The 21,728-nt window shown below is 56.6% G+C and carries 15 protein-coding genes and 4 pseudogenes; 12 read left to right on the top strand and 7 right to left on the bottom strand.

Going from position 1 to position 21,728, the window contains the following annotated elements; genetic code table 11:
- Positions 1-52: 52 nt before the first annotated feature.
- The 3 genes and pseudogenes from prpB to JCM25146_RS18750 form a co-directional block, all read right to left on the bottom strand.
- Positions 53-985, bottom strand: a complete 933-nt coding sequence (gene prpB / locus JCM25146_RS10365) for a methylisocitrate lyase (protein ID WP_025827804.1) — start codon at positions 983-985, stop codon at positions 53-55.
- Positions 982-2,151 carry a bifunctional 2-methylcitrate synthase/citrate synthase gene (prpC, locus tag JCM25146_RS10360; protein WP_025827802.1) on the bottom strand — a complete coding sequence of 390 codons (1,170 nt, stop codon included), beginning with the start codon at positions 2,149-2,151 and terminating at the stop codon, positions 982-984. The genes prpB and prpC overlap by 4 nt, the downstream gene beginning before the upstream one ends.
- Positions 2,152-2,186: 35 nt before the next feature.
- Positions 2,187-3,748 (bottom strand): annotated as a pseudogene (locus JCM25146_RS18750) (MmgE/PrpD family protein).
- Positions 3,749-3,878: 130 nt separating this feature from the next.
- Between JCM25146_RS18750 and JCM25146_RS10350 the strand changes: the two are divergent.
- Positions 3,879-5,300, top strand: a complete 1,422-nt coding sequence (locus JCM25146_RS10350) for a helix-turn-helix domain-containing protein (protein ID WP_025827800.1) — start codon at positions 3,879-3,881, stop codon at positions 5,298-5,300.
- Positions 5,301-5,351: 51 nt separating this feature from the next.
- Here JCM25146_RS10350 and JCM25146_RS25155 read toward each other — a convergent pair.
- Positions 5,352-7,711, bottom strand: a pseudogene (locus tag JCM25146_RS25155) (TonB-dependent receptor).
- 676 nt (positions 7,712-8,387) lie between these two features.
- A pseudogene (locus JCM25146_RS10340) lies at positions 8,388-9,032 on the bottom strand (YfdX family protein); the annotation flags it as partial.
- A gap of 510 nt (positions 9,033-9,542) precedes the next feature.
- On the opposite strand from JCM25146_RS10340, the gene JCM25146_RS23860 reads away from it, so the two are divergent.
- The 8 genes and pseudogenes from JCM25146_RS23860 (at position 9,543) to JCM25146_RS20810 (ending at position 15,357) form a co-directional block, all read left to right on the top strand.
- On the top strand, positions 9,543-9,947 hold the full coding sequence (locus JCM25146_RS23860) for an RNA polymerase sigma factor (RefSeq protein WP_242401053.1): 405 nt from the start codon (positions 9,543-9,545) through the stop codon (positions 9,945-9,947).
- Positions 9,917-10,117 carry a sigma factor-like helix-turn-helix DNA-binding protein gene (locus JCM25146_RS24925; RefSeq protein ID WP_369347408.1) on the top strand — a complete coding sequence of 67 codons (201 nt, stop codon included), beginning with the start codon at positions 9,917-9,919 and terminating at the stop codon, positions 10,115-10,117. The genes JCM25146_RS23860 and JCM25146_RS24925 overlap by 31 nt, the downstream gene beginning before the upstream one ends.
- Positions 10,068-10,232: pseudogene (locus JCM25146_RS24920) on the top strand (FecR/PupR family sigma factor regulator); the annotation flags it as partial. The gene JCM25146_RS24925 and the pseudogene JCM25146_RS24920, both read left to right, overlap by 50 nt.
- 146 nt (positions 10,233-10,378) lie before the next feature.
- Positions 10,379-10,897: a hypothetical protein gene (locus tag JCM25146_RS18730; RefSeq protein WP_035372401.1), complete on the top strand. Its 519-nt coding sequence runs from the start codon at positions 10,379-10,381 to the stop codon at positions 10,895-10,897.
- Complete coding sequence (locus JCM25146_RS24560) at positions 10,867-11,001, top strand: hypothetical protein (protein ID WP_277909580.1); 135 nt, start codon at positions 10,867-10,869, stop codon at positions 10,999-11,001. Before JCM25146_RS18730 ends, JCM25146_RS24560 begins: the two co-directional genes overlap by 31 nt.
- Before the next feature lie 118 nt (positions 11,002-11,119).
- A complete protein-coding gene (locus JCM25146_RS10320; protein ID WP_242401052.1) occupies positions 11,120-13,603 on the top strand; it encodes a TonB-dependent receptor in 2,484 nt (827 codons plus the stop codon).
- Positions 13,600-14,865 carry a histidine-type phosphatase gene (locus JCM25146_RS18725; protein ID WP_025827793.1) on the top strand — a complete coding sequence of 422 codons (1,266 nt, stop codon included), beginning with the start codon at positions 13,600-13,602 and terminating at the stop codon, positions 14,863-14,865. The genes JCM25146_RS10320 and JCM25146_RS18725 overlap by 4 nt, the downstream gene beginning before the upstream one ends.
- Positions 14,866-14,886: 21 nt before the next feature.
- Positions 14,887-15,357, top strand: a complete 471-nt coding sequence (locus JCM25146_RS20810; protein WP_025827790.1) for a hypothetical protein — start codon at positions 14,887-14,889, stop codon at positions 15,355-15,357.
- 25 nt (positions 15,358-15,382) lie between these two features.
- Here the strand turns inward: JCM25146_RS20810 and JCM25146_RS10305 are convergent, their stop codons facing one another.
- The gene (locus JCM25146_RS10305; protein ID WP_025827788.1) at positions 15,383-16,066 is read right to left on the bottom strand and encodes a Fe2+-dependent dioxygenase; all 684 of its coding nucleotides are present in this window, start codon (positions 16,064-16,066) and stop codon (positions 15,383-15,385) included.
- Positions 16,067-16,393: 327 nt separating this feature from the next.
- Between JCM25146_RS10305 and JCM25146_RS10295 the strand changes: the two genes are divergently transcribed.
- The 3 genes from JCM25146_RS10295 (at position 16,394) to JCM25146_RS10285 (ending at position 20,786) form a co-directional block, all read left to right on the top strand.
- Positions 16,394-17,761, top strand: a complete 1,368-nt coding sequence (locus JCM25146_RS10295) for a GGDEF domain-containing protein (protein WP_081774823.1) — start codon at positions 16,394-16,396, stop codon at positions 17,759-17,761.
- Between the two features lie 325 nt (positions 17,762-18,086).
- The gene (locus JCM25146_RS18715; RefSeq protein WP_025827784.1) at positions 18,087-18,755 is read left to right on the top strand and encodes an HD-GYP domain-containing protein; all 669 of its coding nucleotides are present in this window, start codon (positions 18,087-18,089) and stop codon (positions 18,753-18,755) included.
- Between the two features lie 573 nt (positions 18,756-19,328).
- Positions 19,329-20,786 carry a methyl-accepting chemotaxis protein gene (locus tag JCM25146_RS10285; protein WP_025827782.1) on the top strand — a complete coding sequence of 486 codons (1,458 nt, stop codon included), beginning with the start codon at positions 19,329-19,331 and terminating at the stop codon, positions 20,784-20,786.
- A 368-nt stretch (positions 20,787-21,154) separates the two neighbouring features.
- On the opposite strand, the gene JCM25146_RS10280 is transcribed toward JCM25146_RS10285, so the two are convergent.
- On the bottom strand, positions 21,155-21,728 hold a 574-nt coding region (locus JCM25146_RS10280; RefSeq protein WP_025827780.1), incomplete at its 5' end, for a siderophore-interacting protein.

The raw sequence follows: 21,728 nt of genomic DNA, 5'->3' as shown, positions 1-21,728 counted from the left end.
GTCTTGTATCCCCTGTTCTTGTTGTTTGTGTGGGACAGAAGTTCTGCGGTGTTCAGGCTGCGTTGCGGTCGGGCTGCCCTATGTGGGGCAGGACGGTGGCCACAATGCCTGCGTCCAGTGTTTCGTAGTCATAATAACGGAGTGTTCTGTACAGCTCCTCGCGGGTTTGCATGCGGTCCAGCATGGCATGTGTGCCACCTGTGCGCGCAATGGTGGCAAACAGATCAGCCTGTGCCTTGTTGGCCGCCCGCAGGGAGCTGACAGGCCATATGACCATGCTGTAACCCATGGACTCAAACTCGGAGGCCGTAAAATAGGGTGAGCGCCCGAACTCGGTCATATTGGCCAGCAAAGGCACATCTGGCAGGCGGCGCGCAAACTCCCTGAACATCTCTTCCGATATCAGTGCTTCGGGGAAAATGGCATCGGCCCCGGCCTCGTAATACAGGCGTGCGCGCGCAACTGCGCCGTCCAGCCCTTCCGAGCCTGCGGCATCTGTGCGGGCAATGACCACCATGTCACGCCGGGCGCGGGCAGCGGCGGCCACTTTTTGCGCCATCTCCTGTGGGGAGACGAGTTTTTTATCATTCAGGTGGCCGCATTTTTTGGGCAGCACCTGATCCTCAATATGCACGGCAGCGGCCCCTGCCTCCTCAAAGGCGCGGACCATGTTCATCACGTTCAGGGTTTCACCGTACCCGGTATCCCCATCCACCAGCACGGGCAGGCCTGTGGCGCGCACAACCTGACGGATGAAAAAACACACCTCGTCTATGGTAATAATACCAAGATCAGGCAGGCCCATGCTCGCGGTCATGGCCGCACCTGACAGGTAGAGCGCGCCAAAACCGCAGTCCCGCGCCTGGAGCGCGGCCTGCCCGTTATGCGCACCGGGGATCTGCATGATCCCTTTACGGTGCATCATCTCCTTAAAACGCTGGCCCGCGGGTGTTGCGGGCAGGTCTTTGCCTACCAGATAGGTCATGCGGCGTACTCCAGTCCATCGCGTTCGCGCAGGGGCATTAACGGGCGCGGGTCCGGCCCTGTATAATTGGCGGAGGGGCGGATGATTTTTCCATCCCGGCGCTGTTCCATAATGTGTGCGCACCAGCCTGTAACGCGGGACATGACAAACACAGGGGTAAACATGGGCGTGGGAATACCCATGGCGTTGTACGAAACAGCGCTGAACCAATCGAGGTTGGGGAACATCTTCTTCTGCTCCGCCATAACCCGCTCCAGACGCTCGGCTACGGTATAGAGCCGCATGGTGCCGTTGCGGCGGGAGAGGTCCCTTGCCGTTTCCTTGATAATGTCGTTGCGTGGGTCTGCCAGCGTGTAAACCGGATGCCCAAAGCCGATAATGACCTCCTTGGCCTCCAGCCTGCGGCGGATGTCCGCCTCGGCCTCGTCCGCCGTGTGGTAGCGCTGCTGGATATCCAGCGCCACCTCGTTGGCACCCCCGTGCTTGGGGCCACGCAGCGCGCCAATGGCCGCCGTAACGGCGGAATACATGTCCGACCCCGTGCCTGCGACCACGCGCGCGGCAAAGGTGGAGGCATTGAACTCATGCTCCGCATACAGGATGAGCGAAGTATGCATGGCCTGCACCCAGTCCGACGGAGGGGCATACCCATGCAGCAGGTGTAAAAAATGCCCGCCTACACTGTCATCTTCCGTCTGGGTGTCTATTCTGCGCCCGTGGTTGGAGTAATGGTACCAGTAGAGCAGCATGGAGGCTGTGGAGGCGACCAGCCGGTCCGCAATCTCACGCGCACCGGCTATGGGGCTGTCGCTCCGCTCGGGCAGGGCGCAACCCATAACCGACACAGCAGTGCGCAGCACGTCCATGGGGTGAGTGGAGGCAGGCAGGCGCTCCAGCGCCGCCCGCACAATGGCGGGAATGTCACGCAGGCCCATCAGGTGGCGTTTGTAGCCTTCCAGTTCCGCCGTGTTGGGCAGGTAGCCGTGAATGAGCAGATAGGCGACTTCCTCAAACGTGCAGGCACGGGCGAGGTCTTTTATGTCGTACCCACGGTAGTGCAGGTCGTTGCCGCTGTGACCGACCGTGCTCAGGGCCGTATTGCCCGCCACAGTGCCGGACAGGGCTACGGATTTTTTAGGTTTTGTGCGGTGCAGTTCGGTGTGCATGGTCCTTGCTCCCCTGCCGTAATGTTCTGTGTCTGTCAGGATGTGAGGGCTGCGGTCTGGTGAGAGGCTCTGGCTCCCTTACCCGACAGGCCGAAGTTGAAAATGCCTTCCACCTGACTGAGCTGCACGTCCTGTGGAGGAATATACAGTTCAAGCTGGTGGAGTTCCCCCGCCCCAAGCTCGGGCAGGCGCTGCACGGCCGCCAGAAAGCGCTCGACCTCCGCATCCGCCACGATCCCTTCCGACAGGGTGCGGAATTTTCTGATGTAGTCCGCGCGCTGCCACGGGGTTGCACCCAGCGTATGGGCGTTGGCCACGGCCAGCTCGTCTGCCAGAATGGTGCCGTTTTTCATACGGATGACAATGCGACCGCCAAAGGCTTTTTTGTCCGGGTCACTCTCGTGGTAGCGTTGTGTCCACTCGGGTTTTTCAATCGTGTGGATTTTTTTCCACAACCGCACCGTATCGGCCGGCGTGCCCGTTCCGGCTCGTAGGAGCGCACATGGTGCCAGCACCCGTCCTGCAACGCCACAGCCACAATATACATAATGGAGTGGTCCAGTGTCTCCCGCGTGGCCTGTGGGTCAAACTTCTGCGGATCATTGGAGCCTGTGCCAATCACATAGTGGGTGTGGTGGCTTGTTTCGATCAGCACATCGTCCACATCCTCCCAGTTGCTGATTTTTTTGCCCATGCGAAAAGCAAGGTCGATCAGCGCCTGACTCTGGTATTCGGCAGAATGCTCCTTGGTAAAGGAGGACAGAATAGCCCGCTTTGGCTCACCCATGCTTGGCAGCGGCACGGAGTAGAGCGCATCCCGGCCATCAAGCATCCATGCAATTACGCCATCTTCCCCTTCGTAAATGGGGGTTGGGGAGGTCTCGCCCAGCATGGCGCGGTCAACGGATTCCACGGCCATTTTGCCCGCATGGGCCGGTGCATAGGCCTTCCATGACGAAATCTCGCCCTTGCGGCTCTGGCGCGTGGCTGTGGTCACATGCAGCGCCTGCCCGATGGCCTGATAGATAACCGAAGGCGGCAGGCGCAAAAGTGTGCCAATGCCTGCCGCAACCGATGGGCCAAGGTGGGCCACGTGGTCAATCTTGTGCTTGTGCAGGCAGATGGCGCGGGCCAGATCAATCTGAATTTCGTACCCCGTGGCAATGCCACGGATCAGGTCCGCGCCACTGCGGTTGCACTGCTGCGCCACCGCCAGAATACCGGGAATATTGTCCCCCGGATGGGAGTATTCGGCCGCCAGAAACGTGTCATGGTAGTCCAGTTCGCGCACGGCGGTGCCGTTGGCCCATGCCGCCCACTCCGCATGCACACGCACATCCGCCCCCATGCCAAACACGGTCGCCCCGCCCGGCCTGCGGTGGGCCAGTGCCTCGCTCCGCGCACTCATGACCGAATGGCGGTTGACCGAGGCCATGGCCACTGCGGCATTGTCAATCATACGGTTGATAATCATGTCCGCGACCGCAGGCTCCACCCCCACCGGGTCCGCTGCGACCTGCGCAATTTTCCATGCAAGCTGGTCTGCGCGGTTCAGGCGGTCGCTCTCAGGGTGTACGCGCACTTCATGATTTTGCATTGTTCCGGCCCTTGCCATCTTGTGATCTGGGGAAACAGTTGCAGACTGTCGCGTAAAGAAGCAGAGGAATAAGAGTAAAAAGAAGCGAAGGAATTCGCGCCGCTTGCAAAGTCTGTGAAGGTTGGTGTGCATGCCCAGAACAAAAACCAAGCTGTTTGCCGGGAACAGGCTGCGCCAGCTCCGCCAGCGTGAAAGCATGACACAGGCCGCCCTCGCGGAGTGCATTGGCGTCTCGCTCAGCTACCTTAACCAACTGGAGCGCAACCACCGCCCCCTGCCCGACCACCTGCTGCAAACCCTGTGCGAACGCTTTGCCCTGAACCCCGCATGGTTTGCCGACACGCGAGAAGCCCATGCCGTGCAGGCCCTGCGCGAGACCATGGCCGACCCGATTTTTAAAAACGCGCCCCTGCCACTGGCAAAAATGGTGGAGTCCGCACGCCAGAGCCCAGAACTGTGCGAGGCGTTTTTAACCCTCTACCGCGCCTATACCTTTGACCAGGAGCGGCGCGAGCATGCACCTTCGGCCAGCAGCCCACCCCCGCTGGAGCCTTACGAGAGTGTTGGCAACTGGGTGCAGGAACATCACAATTATTTTCATGAACTGGACTGTGCTGCAGAGGATTTTTACGAAACCATCATTCAGGACACACAGCCACTCAGCACAGCCCTTGTACGCCACTTACAGGAACGGCACGGCCTGAGCATAACCCACAGCACGGATATGCACACCCGTGGTCTGGTATGGCGCATTGACCGGCACAAACACCAGATACAGCTCCCCCATGACCAGCCGCCAGAGAGCACGCTGTTTTTTCTGGCCCAGATTATCGGCCAGTTGGAACACAACCGCCTGATGACCGACATTCTGCGCCGCGAAGGGCCAAAGGAACGCAATGCGCAGGAACTCGCCCGTGTATACCTTGGCAACTATTTTGCTGGTGCGCTCATCCTGCCCTATACGCGGTTTTTACAGCACGCCCAGAGCATGCGCTATGATGTGGACGACCTGCGCCGCCACTTTGGCGTAAGCTTTGAGCAGGTCTGCCACCGGCTGAGCACCATGCAGCGCTTTGGTGCTGAGGGTATTCCCTTCTATTTTCTCAAACTGGATATTGCCGGGAATATTCTTAAAAGTTTTTCGGCCAACCGTTTTTCCCAATCCCGGTTTGGCGGCCCCTGCCCGTTGTGGAACGTCTTCCGCGCCTTTGCAACGCCGGGGCAGATACAGGTCCAGCTTTCGCAGACCACGGATGATTCCATCTACCTCAATGTTGCACGCACCGTAGGGCGCGAGGGGCTGAACTACGCCGACCGCCCCCGCCAGATTGCCATGGTGCTGGGCTGCACCATACAGGATGCAGCAAAAACCGTTTACGCCGCAGGGCTGGACCTACAGGACCACACGCTGGTGGTGCCTATTGGGCCGGGGTGCCGGGCCTGCGGGCGCGAGCAGTGCAGCCACCGCTCGCTCCCCGTTTCTGGCAGGGTATTGGACACAGGCAGCAATGCCCGCGGGGTTGTACCCTACAGGGCTGTGCCGGAACGCTAGAATAAACCCGCGCTACCAACGCCAACCCTCAAGGCAAGGTGTTCTGCCTGCTTAGTAAACAAAGCTCAGTTCACCTATGAACATCCGCCCGGTCGATGGCGTAGCACGGTTGGAGAAAAGGCTCTGGTAATTAAGGCGATTGGCCAGATTGTAGCCGTTCATGGAAATTTTCCAATGCTCGTTAAAGCGGTGGGAAATCACGGCGCTAAAGTCAAGATTGGCAGGAGCACGCAGCGTATTTCCCGCATCCAGCCAGACATGCTGACGCCACGTTACACCACCACCAAGCATGATATTATAGGGCTTGGATGCAAACGCATTGTAAGCCGTCCATAACGTGGCCTGATTATGCGGGACGTACTGCACGTTCTTGCCAATGTTTTTGGCGGTTGAAGATGCCGTCGTGCTGCTATCGTACAGGGCATATGTGGCAGAAACATTCCAGCCGGGCAGGATGACCCCACCAACAGACAGTTCCAGCCCCTGATTACGCTGTTTGTCGGATGAGCCTCAAGGGTTCCGGTCACGGGGTCCGCATTCAGCGCGTTCCCTTTATCAAGCCGGAACAGGGATGCAGTCAGCCCCATCCGGTCATGGAGGATGCTGTATTTTGCACCAATTTCGTAAAGCTGTGCTGTTTCAGGGCTGGCAAAAGAGTTGGTTCCCGGACGGATCGGAACAGAACCGTTGGTCACATACATGCCCATCGGGGTCGTGGAACTGGCCCATGTAAAGTAGTAGGTCTGGTGTTCATCCGGCGTGATGACAAGACTGACATTCGGGTTAAACACCCCGCTGACATCGTGGAAGTGCTTGTCAGGATATTTGGAGACATCCCCACCGGTGACATTGTAGGTAGTCTGCCAGCGATCCCAGCGGAAACCACCCTTGACCGACAGCCATTTTGTAAACCATATCTGGTCGAACAGGAACAGGCCGGTATCAAAACCATAGCCGTTACTGCCAGATTTTGCACCAATACCACCCAGATTAACCAGACCTGCCGGATTGGAATCACCCGAGACAAGGTTGAGGTTGCCCACATAAGGGTTGGGGTTTACCAGGCTGGCATAGGGCTTGGCGTTCAGGTAAGTGGACTGCTTGCGCTCGTCATTGACGCGCTCAATATCAATCCCTGCAACAACCTGATGCCTGAGAAAACCGGTTTTGAAATTTGCAACCATGGACGCAACATTCTGGACCGACCAGCTCTGCTGCTCATAAGGCAAGGGAGCCTGATAGGTGCCAGCACCTAGCCCGTTACCTGCACCATTGGGGCCAGACCGGGCCACCAACGCGGCAGCGGGGTCACCATTAAAGTAATTGTTCACGCAGGTTGTGTCACACGTTGCCTTGGACGCGGCAAATGTGCGGTAGTATTGTCCCCCACGCAGATCATCATAAAACGTAATATGGTCGTTCAGCTTATAGGTAAAGCGTGCGGTTTCCATATTGTCGCTGGTGGCGTTCTGGTCGCTATCCGTGCCATAAAAATTCGTGCGCCGGATACCATATTCGGTAATTGGCTGGCCATAGGCCGCCCCCGGTTTGGTCACCACTGGCACCCCAAAGTCGGGCACTGAATTTTCCTGCTGGTGCATGTATTGCAAAACCAGCGTTGCCCGCTTGCCCAGACCAAATGTAATGGACGGAGCAACACCCCAACGATGAGAAAAAATATAGTTCCGGCCAACAACGTTATGCTCATCCCCCATCCCGGTAATGCGGAAGGCGGTTGAGTCATTCAGCTTCTGGTTCACGTCAAATGTGCCACGGTAATAACTACCCGACCCACCAGAGAATTCCGCTGCATAATGGTTGGTCAGTGTTGGGGCTTTGGTCACCATGTTAATGGCACCACCCGTTGTGCCGTTACCAAACACCTCCGAAGATGGACCTTTGATAACGGAGACAGTCTCCATATTAAATGAATCGCGGGAATAGACACCAAAGTCTCTCAAACCGTCTTCATAAATATCATTCTGGGCCTGAAAGCCACGGATCAGGAACTGGTCCCCGTTCATACCACCAGCGCCTTCGCCAATGGATGATGTCACACCCGGCACATCCCGCAGGGCCTCGTCCAGAGATTTGACATTCTGCTGCCGCATGAGTTCTTGCGGAACCACGTTGATTGTCTGCGGCGTATGCATGACGTCCTGCGGCATACGTGACAGGCCCAGACTCTGGTGCATGGTATTAAAGGCACGTCCGGTTACCGTCAGGCGTTCAGCCTCCTGACTTTCTATACCATCACCCTGAGCGTGCTGCGTGGATGTGGACTTCTGATTATGCTGGTCTTTCTTCTGCCGGACATCATCAACCTTGCCCGTATCGGCAGCGTTGGCCTGCGCGGCAAGGAAGAGAGTTCCCGCAATGGAAAGAGAATGAAGACTGCGATGCACTGACATTCTTATGATCTTTCATGGTGTTAACGACCGACCACCTAAAGATCTCTGAGGGGTTGAGGCCAAAAGTCGTTTGACCTGTATCAAATCTGAAACACCCTGTAAATGATAATAACTCGCAATAACATCCATTTTCCGGCAGTCAAACCGCACAATCGGAGCTTTTTTGCGTGTCTGGGCAAGCACAATGGCAACACAATAAAAAACCCGCACAAGGCGGGTTTAGGCTGGCGGGGCAAGGGGGAGGAGAGAAAGAGATCTTCCGGACTGACCGGGGATGCAAAACAGTCCGGAAGTTCGGGGGGATAGTTTTTTAACGGTAGTCACGACAACCACAGATTGTCGCGGTGATGCCCCTTGCCCCACCAGCAGAAACGCCTTCATCACCGCGACAAGTTGATAATAAGAACGATTCTCATTAAAGCGCAAGCAAAAAAACAGAGGGCTGCGTATTTTTTTACGCAGCCCCCCACTTATTTTACACAAACCGTTGCTTTGGCTTGCTTTTTTACTGCGCACCCGCTTTGGCAGAATCGCTGCCAGCGGCTGCCGGTGCTGCCGTTACAGGCGCTGTTGCACTGCTGACTGGTGCTGCCGGTGCCGGGGTAGTAGCAGTCGTAGCGGTGGCTGCTCCCTGAGCTACGGCCTTACCTTTACCCGCAGCGCTGGCATTGGTGGACTGGTCTACAAAGTCGTCCGACACAAACACAATGCTATCCAGCAACTGGTCCAGTGCTTCCTTCGCCTGAGCGGCCTGCCGGCCTTCGGTCAGCACGCGGGCGCGGTACAGGGTGCTTTTGGTCTGCTCCAGCGGGGCGAGGGCAATAATAAAGTCCGCATCTTCCCCCACAACCTGCAGGTCCTGCTGGGCCTGCGTGTTCTGCCCGGCCTTGAGCGCCTTATTGGCCTGCTGGGCTGCTGCTTTTTTGTCGGGGGCCAGTGTTTCGGTCAAAATGAACTCGCCACCAACGGGAATCCACGTAATGGCACCTGTAGCAGGCTTGTGCGTAGCCGAGACCGGGTGCTTGGGGGAAAGCTGCAACTGGTCTTCCGCCGCATAAAACCGCCGATTATCTTTTTGCGCCGCAACAAACCGCTTCTGCGCATCATAAATTGCTGGGATGGCTGCATCCGTTTTGCCCTGTGCCAGCAGGTCACGCGCAACCAGCACGTCCTGCATGGCCTTCTGCCCATCAACCGACAGGTGGTGCAGCGCACGACCGGCCTTGAACTTCTCCCAGTCCGTATGAATAACGCCCGCGTGTGCTGCGGTGGTGCTGACCATAAGGGCAGCCAATGCCGCCATAGATGCCTTGAAACGCATGAAAACAATCCTGACCGAAAATGTTGAACGCTCAAACAATAGGTATTCAACCTCAATATCTGGTTAGTAAAATCCGTTTCTCAAGGTGAGAAGTGGCGGAACATAACGTATTAAAAAATTTATTATTTTTGCGATGTCTGCTGTGTAGGTCAGGCAACTCCTCAATGCCCTCCGCACCACGCAACACAGCCATGTTTTAAAAACAGGCAAATACTCACCACCCGCCAAAGCGGCTCTGCACATTCTGCGCGCCCGCGCAAAAATTCTCTTTACGTCAGATTCGTCCACAGATTCTGCGGATGCTCCGGTGCATAAGCCTGTGGATAATGTGTACAGATGGTATGAAAGCCCGGCACAGCGCATGGGCATCCTCTCCCCCGTGCCAAGCTGGGCTGAGCCATACCGGGTGAGCACTTGCCCTGCCCATTGTCATGCAACTGTCACACTGTGCAGGCATGCAGTTGCTACATGCCTGCCCATCACCCACACTGGCGGGGCAGAGGGGTTCACGTGTTAGACAACACAGAGGCATGCAGCATCTGGCTGGCCACCCATATTCTCCCGCACGAAGGCCATATCCGCACATGGCTGCGCCGTTACGGCGATATTGAGGCGGACGACATTATCCACGAGGCCTATGTGGTCATGGCGCAGGCAGACTATGCCGCAGTTGCCAACCCACGCGCCTATTTTGCCTCCGTCTGCCGCAACCTTGTCATGCAGCACTACCGGCGCGCCCGCGTGGTACCCGTGACCAGTCTGGCACTTATGCAGGCCGACAGTGTGGCCGATGCCACCCCCTCGGTCGAGCGGGTGGTGCATGCCCGGCAGGAAATGCGCTTTCTGGAAAAAACAATAGCCAGACTGCCAGCCGGTGCAGGGATATTTTTATTCTGCGCAGGGCCCGCGGGCTGAGCCAGAAGGAATGCGCCGCACAATTGAATATTTCTGAAAACGTTGTAGAAAAACAGCTTGCTCGTGCACTTGTTTTTCTCTCCAACGCCTATTCTGACTCAGACAGGGAGATGACCGTTGATGAGGAGAGACGCCCGCGTCTCGCCCACTCTCGCAAACGCCAGCCCTGACGAGGCGGCGGCAGGATGGACGGCCAGACTGGACAAAGGCCCCCTATCCGCAGGCGAACAGCAGGCACTACAGCATTGGCTGGAGCAGGATGTACGACACAAGGGAGCCTTCCTGCGTGCAAAGGCCATATGGCATGCAAGCGGCAGACTGGCAGCCCTGCAAGGCCCCACAGCTCCTGCCGTTGCCCACCCGGCCACCCTGCCTGCACTGCCACGCCGCCGTTTTTTTGCGGCGGCTGCCGCCACTGTGCACTACTGGCTGTGCCCAAGCGCCAAGGCAAGGCCAACAGTCTTTATACCACGGCCAATGCACTGTCCGCCCCGCTCAGCACCGCATTTGGCACCATTACGCTCGATTGTTACTCCAAGCTTAAAATGGGGCTGGAGAGCAGCCGGCTGGTCAGCGGGCGCTGCTGCGTTATGGGCCGGACCGGGATGATCATGAAGGCGGGCGAGCTTATTTTTGCACCTCAGGGCCGCCTGCTTCTGTCCTGCACCCCCTCGCAGGTTGTGGCTACGGCGGTATCTGGCACCGTGCGGCTGCGCCTGCACCACACAGATGAGTGGTGGACCCTACGTGCTGGCGCACAGATTACCCAGAACGGCACCCAAGCCCCCGAAATGCGAAGCCTGATGCCCGAGGAACTGGACGCCAGAACGCATGGAGCCTGGGACAACTGGAAGTCCATGATGAGAGCATGGCCAGCATTGCCAGCACCTTCAACCGTTACAACCAACGGCAGGTCCATGTGTCCCCCGCGCTGGCCAGCCACCGCCTGACTGGCGTGTTCACCCTGACCCGGCCAGAGGAGTTTGCCGCAACGGCCCGCACCATACTGGGGGCCAGACTGGCGGAAACTCCGCAAACCCTGAGTTTGTACTAGGGGCTTTACCCTACATTACAAAAGTTCCACCTGTCTTATTTGTGTAACAAAAAAAACAGCGGAAAATACAGAAGTTTTGACTCTTAACGGTATGTTCGTCACAAGCAGGGCAACTACCGTGCAGTCTTTTTCCTTCCGCCTTTCCTCCCTTACCCTTGGCCTTTGTGGCGTATCCGTTCTGTCCGCCTCCCATGCGCTGGCAGCACCCATGCATTTTGCCATTCCCGCAGGGCCACTGAACCAGACGGTTGTCACCTTCAGCCGCCAGTCCGCGCAGCAGGTGGCGCTGGACAGTTCTCTGGCCGCTCAGGCCACCTCTGCCCCGGTTTACGGCACAATGGAGCCAGATGTTGCGCTGGGGCACCTGTTACAGGGCACCGGGCTGAGCGTGGACGGACGACAGAAGAACATGCTGATCCTGCGCAAAACCCCAACAGCACCCACAAAAGCTAAGACCCACACAACGTCTTTAAAAAAAGAAGTGAACACAAATGAACATATAACGGTTCTGGGTCGCGCCATGCGGTTGTCCCCCGCAGTGGTGCCGCTCGACATTACGGAGCCGACGTCGCGCATTCAAAGCAACTTCATCAACAACAACATCATCCCGCTGGCCAGCGTGGATGATATTATCAAGTTCCAGCCCAGCATATGGACCCAGAACCCCAACGGGCCGGGCATGGGCAAGGCAGAAACCATGAGCCTGCGCGGTTTTCAGGACGGGCAGTACAACATGACGTACGATGGCATTCCCTTTGGGGATTCATCGGACCTGCACCATACGACATCCTCTTTGTTTATCTCGCACTTTCTGGGCGAAGCACAGATCGACCGTGGCCCCGGCACGGCCTCCACCATTGGCAATGCGACCTTTGGCGGCACGGTGGGTTTTCGCTCCAAAACACCGCCCTCCCGCGCGGGGGTGCAGCTTTATGGCACCTATGGCAGCTTTAACACCCGTGCAGGCGGGCTGGAGCTGGACAGCGGTAAAACCCGTTTTGGCAAAGCCGTGCTAGACATGCAGCACGAGGAAACGGACGGCTACCTGACCAACTCCTACGAAAAACGCTCCAACATCATGTTCAAGGACGAAATACAGCTCGCCCCGGACACGCAACTGACAATCCAGACAACCTATAACAAGGAGTGGCAGTACACCACGCAGGGTGCCACACTGGCCGAATACGACAGAAGCGGGAAAAACTACGGCCTGTGCAATGACCCGAGCAGGCAGTGCTATTACGGCTACAACCCCAGCACCTACACATCCGACTTCAGCTACATTGCGCTCAAGACCCGGCTGAATGACTGGCTTAGCCTGCAAAACTCCGTGTACACCACTGGATTTGAGCATGAATACACGGAATCCACTGATGCCAGCGAGACATCGCTCGCCGCCAACGGTGTGACCTTTTACAACGCCGCAGGCAAAAAAGTGGCCAAATACGCCGACGACATTCCCGGTAAATACGCAGATGCTCACTTCCGCAATTATGGGGATACACTTAACCTGACAGCCAAAACCCATTACGTGGATGTGCAACTTGGCGTCTGGGCGGATGTGCAAAAGGACAGACGTGTGAGCTACGCGGTTGACCTTTCCAAAGGCAGCATACCTGTTCCGGGCAAGACGGGCAGCGCCTACAGCTATAATATTACCGATACAAACACCACGCTCCAGCCCTTCCTTGAGCTGGACATACACCCCATGCGCGGCATGACCATAAAGCCCGGCATCAAATACTCTTACTTCCACCGCGATTATGACGCGGCACTGAACAAATCCACCAAAAAACCGCTTGATGCCACACAGACCTTTGAATCATGGCAGCCCTCCATTGCCATTAACCAGCGCATTCTCTCGCAATGGAGTGTTTATGGTCAGGTTGCCCGTGGCTTTCTGGCCCCACCCATTTCCGTTTTTCAGGTCGGCAATGTTGGCAATGTCAAACCAGAGACAACCATGAACTACCAGGTCGGCTCCGTTTACCGGGACAAAAAGTGGATGCTGGCGGCGGATGCCTATTACATCAATTTTTCAAACTACATTGCCGCTGCACAAATTAACGTGCCCAGCGTTGGCAACACCACCACATACGTCAACAGTGGAGGCGCCATTTACAAGGGGCTGGAGGTAGAGGCGCAATATGTAATCGGCTATGGCCTGTCCCTTTACGGCAATTACAGCGTAAACAGCGCCAAATACAAACATACACAGGTCAGCGTTGCCTCCAGCCCCAACATGCTGGCCTCCTTTGGTCTGCTGTATGAAAACGAAAAAGGCGCGTATTTTTCCATTATCGGCAAATATGTTGGCAAACACTGGGGGCTGGACAGCACCACCAACTCCGCTGGCAACACGCAGTTTGCCAACCAGTACAAAATTGGCTCCAACACAACCGCCGACCTTGCCATGGGCTGGCGCATCCATAATATTGGCAGCGTTTTCCGCGAGATTACGCCAAGCCTTAAAATTGGCAATCTGTTCAACAACCGTTCTGTCAGCAACTTTGCGGGGAACCAGAATTACGATGGCACCCCCCTTTACTGGCGCAACCCCGGACGCAGCGTCTTCTTCAACCTTGCGGTGACCATGCCATGAGACATCTTGCCCTGTTCTGCACCCTGCTTGTGGCAACACCCGCCCTTGCAGCGCCTGCTGCCCCCGCCACACCAACGCTGGCACCCTCCACCGCCGCAACCACCACACCACCTACCCCTCCCCCCGGCGGGGCAGTACTGGAGCGGGTGGTCCTGCTGGCCCGCCACGGTATTCGTAGCCCCACCAAAGACCCGCAGGTTCTGCAAACCCAGACCGGCCATGCATGGGCGCAATGGCCCGTGCCGCCGGGAGAACTGACCAAGCACGGCAAACAGGCACTGGCCCAGATGGTCAGCATGGTGCGCGCGCACTACACGCATGCGGGCCTGCTACCCCAAACCGGCTGCCCCCAGCCAGACAGCCTTGCCATATGGTCCGACGCCAAGGACCACCGCACGCGGGAAAGCGGAAGCCTGTGGGCCGAGCATCTGGCCCCCGGCTGCGGGTTGCATGCCCACGCTCTGGCCGACGGGCAGGAAGACCCGATTTTTGCGGGTTCTTCCACCCCCCTGAGTGTGCAGGAGCAAAGCGCCATTGCGCATGAGTTCGCGCAGCGCGCCCACACCCTGCCCCCCACAGTCACGCAAGCGCTGAACACGCTGCAAGGCGTGCTGGCCCCCAGCGCCTGCACCACAGACACCCCCCATTGCCTGAGCGCCAATGTTGCCACGCTGGCGTGGAAAAAAGACAAACCTCACCTTGAAGGCGGCATTGCCACAGGCGGCACTGCGGCGGAAAACCTGCTCCTGGAATACGCGCAGGGCATGCCCGCACAGGCCGAACCTTTTGGCCAAACAGCCCCCGCACCCCTGATCTGGCAGGTTTTCCCCCTCCATACGCAGGAAAGCTGGCTGATCCGCCGCCTGCCTACACTGGCAGCTCACAAAGGTGCCGCCATGGCACAGGCCGTCCAAAACACCCTTGCTGGCAAAGCAGCACCGGGCCTGCCCGCCTCCACGGCGCAGGCGCGCCTGCTTGTTCTTTCGGGCCATGATACCAATCTGGACGCGCTGGCCACACTGTACGGGCTGGACTGGGCCTTTACCGACCAGCCAGACCCCACCGCCCCCAACACAACGCTGGCCTTTGAGCTATGGCGCACAGCGCATGGCCCCTACATAGCCGTGCGCCTGTTCCACCAGGGCTTGGAAGAACTGCGGGCCCTGACCCTGCCAGACCCTACGGCGGACATGCAGCTGATTGCCAGCGGCCCCTCACTCCAGACCCTGCGCCCGACCACACCGGCCAAAAACAGACCATAGCGTGCATAAAACGGGGTGCGGATGGGCCATAATCTTTGCAAAATGCCCCCCGCACCCCATATTTTACGCATGACCAGCGCACACACATCCGCTCCGGAGCAGGGCCTCCTTCCCGAACATCTGCGCCAGCGCCGCATGGCGCTCCTGCTTGTCCAGCTTCCGGGCAAAACACGCGGGTGGCTGTTCTGGCTGCGTGAACCACAACAGAAATGGCTGCGCCTGCCCGCTGGCATGCTGCTGATTGCGGGGGGGCTGTTCTCCTTCCTGCCTATTCTGGGGTTATGGATGCTCCCGCTGGGCATTGCCCTGCTGGCAGAGGACTTTGCCCTGTGCCGCAAGGCCTGTGCGCATATGCTGGACTGGATGATCCGGCGCAATCCCCACTGGCTTGGCATAGCCCCGGACGAAACGGAGGCCGATGCCTACCACCGTATTCGTCCCCTGCTGCCCCCGCACCATACGGCAGAAGCCATGGGGCCAACTGACCGCTAGGCGGCGGGGTAGAGTAGCTGCGCCCTTACAGCTCGGCCCACTGACGCAGGAGATTATGGTAGGTTGCGGTCAGCCCCAGCACAGCGGGGTGGTCATCAGGCAGGGCTTTGCGCGTTTCCATAATCGATTGGTCGAACTGGTAGAGCAGGGCGCGCTGCGTGTCCTCCCGGATCATGGACTGTGTCCAGAAAAAGGACGCCCAGCGGCTCCCCCGCGTAACCGGGCTGACCGCGTGCAGGCTGGTGGAAGGGTACACCACCATGTCCCCCGCCGGGAGCTTGACGCTCTGCTGGCCATACGTGTCCTGAATAACCAGTTCGCCGCCATCGTACTCGTCCGGGTCACTGAGGAACAGGGTGGATGACACATCCGTACGCAGGCGGAACCCTGTACCCGGCACCGGGCGGATTGCGTTGTCCACGTGCATGTCAAACTGCATGCCCGCATCATAGCGGTTGAACAGCGGCGGGTACACGCGCAGCGGCAGGGCTGCGCTATGGAAGATGGGGTTACGGCCCAGTGCCTGCAGAATATGCTCGCCCAGTTGCCGGGCGGCGTCACTGTCCTGCGGAATCTGGAGGTTGTATTTGGCCTTGGCCGACTGCTCGCCCGCTGTCACCTTGCCGTCCACCCAGCTCTGCTGCTCCAGAATATGGCGGAAGCGGGCAACATCCTCCGCGCTCAGAACATTGGGAATACGGACCAGCATACAGGAGTGCTCCTTGGGTTACATGTACTGGCTGGTTATAGGGTTTTATGCGAATGATTATCAAACAAAATCATTCCCCTCCTTTTTCAATGTGTTATCGCAAAAACCATGCCATAACTGCGCCCCCCGCATAGACCCGGCCACAACAACCATAAAAAAGACAATGGTTGTGCCATGCATAAATACCGCACGATGGCCTCTTTTATTCCAGTTGTGCTTGGCGTTATACTCCGGCCCTCATAATCTGGTATGGTTGTTACCCCGCGTTTTCGATACTCCGCGGAAAGTCATATTTTATACTGTTCTATCAAAGGGTTCCGTTAGCATATGTCTCCCGCATTCATTACCTTATCTCCGCTAAACCAGATGAAAGAGACAATCAACGCAACCCCGGTCCACGTCCGCAACATCCTGCGTAGCGTGGTGCAGGAATACGGGATTCATTGTGTAGACCTGTTCTACAGCGCGCTGTTCCAGCACGAACGTGCCGCCATTTTTTTGGAAAAGGAAACTGTTGAGGTTAAAATGCGGCCTCAACTGCTGTCATGGATCCAGAGCCTGTTCTCCACCGAGGCCGATCAGGCCGAAGAACTGAGCGAACTCCAGTGCCGGGTCGGCACGGTCCACGCCAGACTGGACATTCCGACCGACATTGTCGTGTATGGAATGTACATTATAAAACAGGCACTTATTGAAGGAATTCGCGCCACCACAGCGAATAAGGACGATATTATTGCCTCCATCATCTACCTGAACAGCATGATGGATTTTGCCTTCAAGTTCATGATCAAGGCTTATGACATCAACTTCCGCAAGAAAGTGGAAAGTGACGAGGCTTTTCGTCTGGTCTCCCTCGGGCACAATATCTCTTACGAAAAAGAAACACAGATCAGCACGTTTTCCAGCTGGAGCACGGAGGCATTTTTCTGCCTGTGCAAAAACCACGCGCAGGACCTGCCCACCATTGCGGAATCCGAGTTTGGCCTGTGGCTGACCCACAAGGGCATGAGCCTGTTCAAAGGCACGCATGAGGCGCAGGAAATCCAGAACAAGGTGCGCGCGGTGGATGTGAAAATCCGCGAGATCAAGGCAAGCGGCGTGATCCCGTCCGAATTCCCCACCGAGCTCCACAAGGCCGTGACCAACCTGACCTTTCTGATCGGGCGTGTATTCCGCCATCTGGAGGAAGTGGAAAACGGACGTGACCCGCTGACCAAGGTTTTCAACCGCCGGTTCCTCGACGTAGTGATCCAGAACGAGATCACCTTTGCCCTGACGCACGAAAAACCGTTCAGTCTTGTTATTCTCGACATTGACCACTTCAAAAAGATCAATGACCGCTTTGGTCATCTGGTGGGTGATGAGGTGTTATGCTTTGTTGCGGAAATTATTGCCGCCAACGTACGCGCCAACGACTTTATCTTCCGCTATGGCGGAGAAGAATTTCTGATCGTCCTGACCGAAACCACACTGGCGGACGGCCTGGCCAGTGCGGAGCGCATTCGCCGCGCTCTGGCCGAACAGCCGTTGACCCTCTCCTCCCATGATCAGGTCAGTGTGACCCTCTCTGGCGGCGTGACCTCTTTTGAGGGCGAAACAAACAGCCGCCTGCTGATCCATCAGGCGGATGAGGCACTTTACAAAGCCAAGAATAACGGGCGCAACCGCATTGTAACCACGCGCAACAGCCCCTAAAAAACCAGCTTATATTACAAATAAAACAGCAAACCGTACTGTAATCTCCCTCGCATGTGGGGGAGATTACATAAATTACGCATAGCCCCCTGCGGCAGGGCAATACATAACCTTTTGATTTAAAATAACTTAACCAAAAGCATCTACCTGCCATTTTTTCCGTATGGAAACTGGATTTTTCTGGCATTGCAACAATTGCAGTGCAGAAACGCCATGTTTTATCGGTAATATTTTTTTTTCTTAGTTTACGGCCAATTATATTTTTTATAAAATCGACCAAAGAAAACTAAATAAATCCCATTCAGTTTCCACGAGTAACCTATGTATGCCTGACTGCACCATCGCCTCCATGTGGGATGCCGGAACGCTTCCCCCTCCCTCACTCCCCCATAAAGAGTTCATTCAGGGAGTGAGCAATATCCAGAACGGGCATGGTCGTCGCGTTGGGTTACTGGCTGTTCTCATCAATCAGCTGGCTGGGCTGGGGCTGAACCCGGACATTATCCAGCTTGCCGGAGAACTGCACGACACGGGCAAGGTACTGACCGGGCGGGACATCCTGCACGCCCCGCGCGCCCTGACCCCGGAGGAAAAAAGCGTCATTCGCAAGCACCCGCTACTCGGGCTGGGCGTGCTGCAATGGTACCAGCACGACTTCCCGCGTGAAGTGATGGATGCCGCCCTGCTCCACCATGAACGGTGGGACGGCACCGGCTACCCACTTGGGCTCAAGGGGCAGAACATCCCGTTATGGGTGCAGGTCATCTCCGTAGCGGACACGATTGACGCCTGCCTGTCCAAACGGAACTACAAACACTCCTGGACACCAGAAGCCGTGCGCAAAATCCTGCAACAGGAGGCCGGACGCGCTTTTGAGCCCAAGCTGGCCATTTTATGCGCAGCCCATCTGGACGAACTGCTGGAAGTCTGGGGCGCGGATTATGCGTGGGAAAAAGCAGGGAATACGCTCCCGCCCGGCCTGCACGCCAACTAGGCACAAAACAGCCGGGAGTGTGTGCTTGCTCGGGCACACACATCCTGCAAAACGGTAAAGCCCTCAAACACGAGCGGACCTGCGTTCAGGGCCTTGCTCTACCCCGCCCCCGCATGGACCTGACGGAGCTGTTCGGGCTGGGCCCCGCTCACAAAAACTTCATACGAAACCCAGACGGTGTGACAGGCGTAGAGCCTGCCCCTCCCCTGCTGCCTCCCTCCCTGCGAGAACTAAAAGCTGACAAACCGGGCACGCTTTGCCGCAAACCCTTGCGGTCGAGCCATCGCTGCGGCAGAGCACATCCGCCGATGCACCTTGGCGCTCGACAAACTCCAATGCACAAAATCACTGCCCGTGAGATGATTAATATTTGTAAATTTGAATAATTATACAGTTTAGACCAAACTATTACAGAGGATAAACTTAAACAGAATCAGGCAAAAAATGGCAACGATGAGAGATTTCCAGTAGCACCAGAAGCATGTTAAATGCAGGATGTCACCACATTTTCAGACATGAGCTGGCACTAGCTAAAATCTGAATATGCAACGTTTTCCTAAGTAGGATTGACCAATGACTGATCTTAAGAAATCTTTACCTTCCTGGAATAGTGCTGACCAGAAACTGGGCGATGTTGTCTGGGACACCGTTCATAAAGATCTTGAAAAAATTCTGCTACGTGCTTATCAGGCTGCAGACCCGACGCTGCATACAATGAAACGAGATGTGCTGGCAGAAGAAGAAAAGAAATTTTCTTTTATAAGTCGTGGAAATTTTTGTAATGAATATTTTGAAGTTCAGGAAAAAATTGCCAATAGACTGGCTGGCGAAGTCGATTACATCAACTATTTGAGCCAGGTTTACTCTGCTTATGTGAGCGGGCTGGTTCAAAGCCTAATCCGGAAAAAAACGCTCTTTCAAGGTAAAAAAGATCAGCTGGTTGAACTGCTTATTAAGTCAGTTCTTTCCGATATTTCTGTAGTGATGTATCATTACTTTATATATCTTAATAAGCAAGCAGACGAAGCGCGTGCCGCCGCTCAGGCAGAACGAGAACTGCGCGCCCGTGAAGACCATGATGTGATCAACGTCATCAGTCAGGCTCTGGAGGCGCTGGCTCAGGGTGACCTGACTTACCGCATTGAAAGCGGCATGCCCGAACGCGTTGACGTTTTGAAGCAGAATTTCAACACTATGGCAGCCCAGCTTGAGCAGACCATGGCTCAGATTTCCACAAACACAAAAGATGTCATGGCCAATGCCGATGGCATACGTCAGGCATCTGATGACCTGTCCCGGCGGACAGAGCAGCAGGCTGCAACGCTGGAAGAAACCTCCGCAGCGCTGACCGTCATAACGCAGAGAGTACGCCAGACGACCGAGGAAACAAGAAAGGCGCACCATCTGGTTGAAACAACCCAGACAGATGCTGCGCATTCTTCGGCCATCGTGCAAAATACGATCGAAGCCATCAATCAGGTCGAGCAATCTTCCAATGAGATTTCGGGCATTGTTGGAATTATCAATGACCTGTCTTTCCAGACCAATATTCTTGCACTGAATGCCAGTGTAGAAGCTGCACGGGCAGGCGAAGTCGGGCGCGGGTTTGCCGTTGTCGCTCATGAAGTGCGTGTGCTGGCGCAGCGCTCCAGCGAAGCCGGAAAAGAAATTTCCTCCCTGATCAACAGGTCTGGAAAACAAGTCCAGAGCGGCGTGACTCTGGTGCGTGAGACTGGGGCGTCCCTTCAGCGTATTGTAGATCAGGTCAAGGCGATCAATGACCTTGTTTCAAATATTGCACTCGCTGCACAAGAACAGGCCGAAAGTATAGGCCAGCTCAATGTCGCCATGACCGACATGGAACAGACGACACAAAAAAATGCAGCAGTCGCGGAACAGAGTGCCGCAGCAAGTCACAACCTGGCAGCCATGTCTGACGAACTGGCAAGTCTGGTCGCTCAGTTTCACATAGAAACAAAAACCAGCTACCCGGCCCTCACCGGGGCTCCCAGAGCTTTGTCTTCCTCTTAACATTCGGGGATGTTCAACCACAGGCCCAAGGCCCACTCCGCCCTTGGCGGTGATTTACTCTAAAGGTGCAGACAGGGACCATTCCAGAATGGTCCCTTTAAATATACGCTTAACTCTTCGGCGCTTTGAGCAGTCAAGCTATTCAAAGCGTCCGACTTTTTCCGACGTCAGCAGATGGCTTTGAAGTGTCCCGCCTTATGCGCAGACAGTTTAGAAGACGATCAAAAACACTCTGATCCACGGTTGCAATCAACACATCTACGTGAACGAGCCGATAGACCTGCGGTGCGTGACCTGCTTTATCGCGAGAAGATCAGACAACCAGAACGCAGCAACCGCACGCTGCGGCTGTCCAATCCTATCTGCGCTCAGCCCGTTACGGGGGGCCGCACCAGTGGCTCTGGCCGTTTTGGCACCTGAACATCCTCCACGTCCCGCACTGCGGCATCGGCCTGTCCCATAGACCAGTAGCCAGCAGCCCGAATCCAGCCTGCCGGGACGCAGCGTACATCCTGCAAATAGTCGCGCACTGCTCTGGCGACACGGGCCTCCGCACCGACCCAGACAAATGTTCCCACCGGAATAGCAACCTGCCCCAGAGCCGCTACAATGGCCTGCGCCTGATCTGCCAGTTCCATGGGGCGGTGCACCCAATGTGCCTCATGCCGGGCGGGGGTCACCAGCACCTGCTCGTCCTCCACACCCGGCACGGCTACAACGGTGGTCACGCTAACCCCTGCGGGCAGGGATTCCACTCTGCGACCAATGGCGGGCAAGGCGGTCTCGTCCCCCACAAGGAGCCAGTGCGCCACATCCCCCGTAATCAGCCGCGACCCTTTGGGTCCACCAACCTCCAGCCGGTCCCCCACGCGGGCCGCACGGGCCCATGCGGCGACGGGACCTGCCTGATGGTCCACAAAATCCAGCACCAGAGTCGCGTTA

It is taken from the genome of Acetobacter okinawensis JCM 25146, assembly GCF_000613865.1.
GTDB classification, from domain to species: domain Bacteria; phylum Pseudomonadota; class Alphaproteobacteria; order Acetobacterales; family Acetobacteraceae; genus Acetobacter; species Acetobacter okinawensis.
The sequence above is the reverse complement of the archived record's forward strand: the minus strand, read 5'-3'. Positions and strand labels throughout refer to the sequence as shown.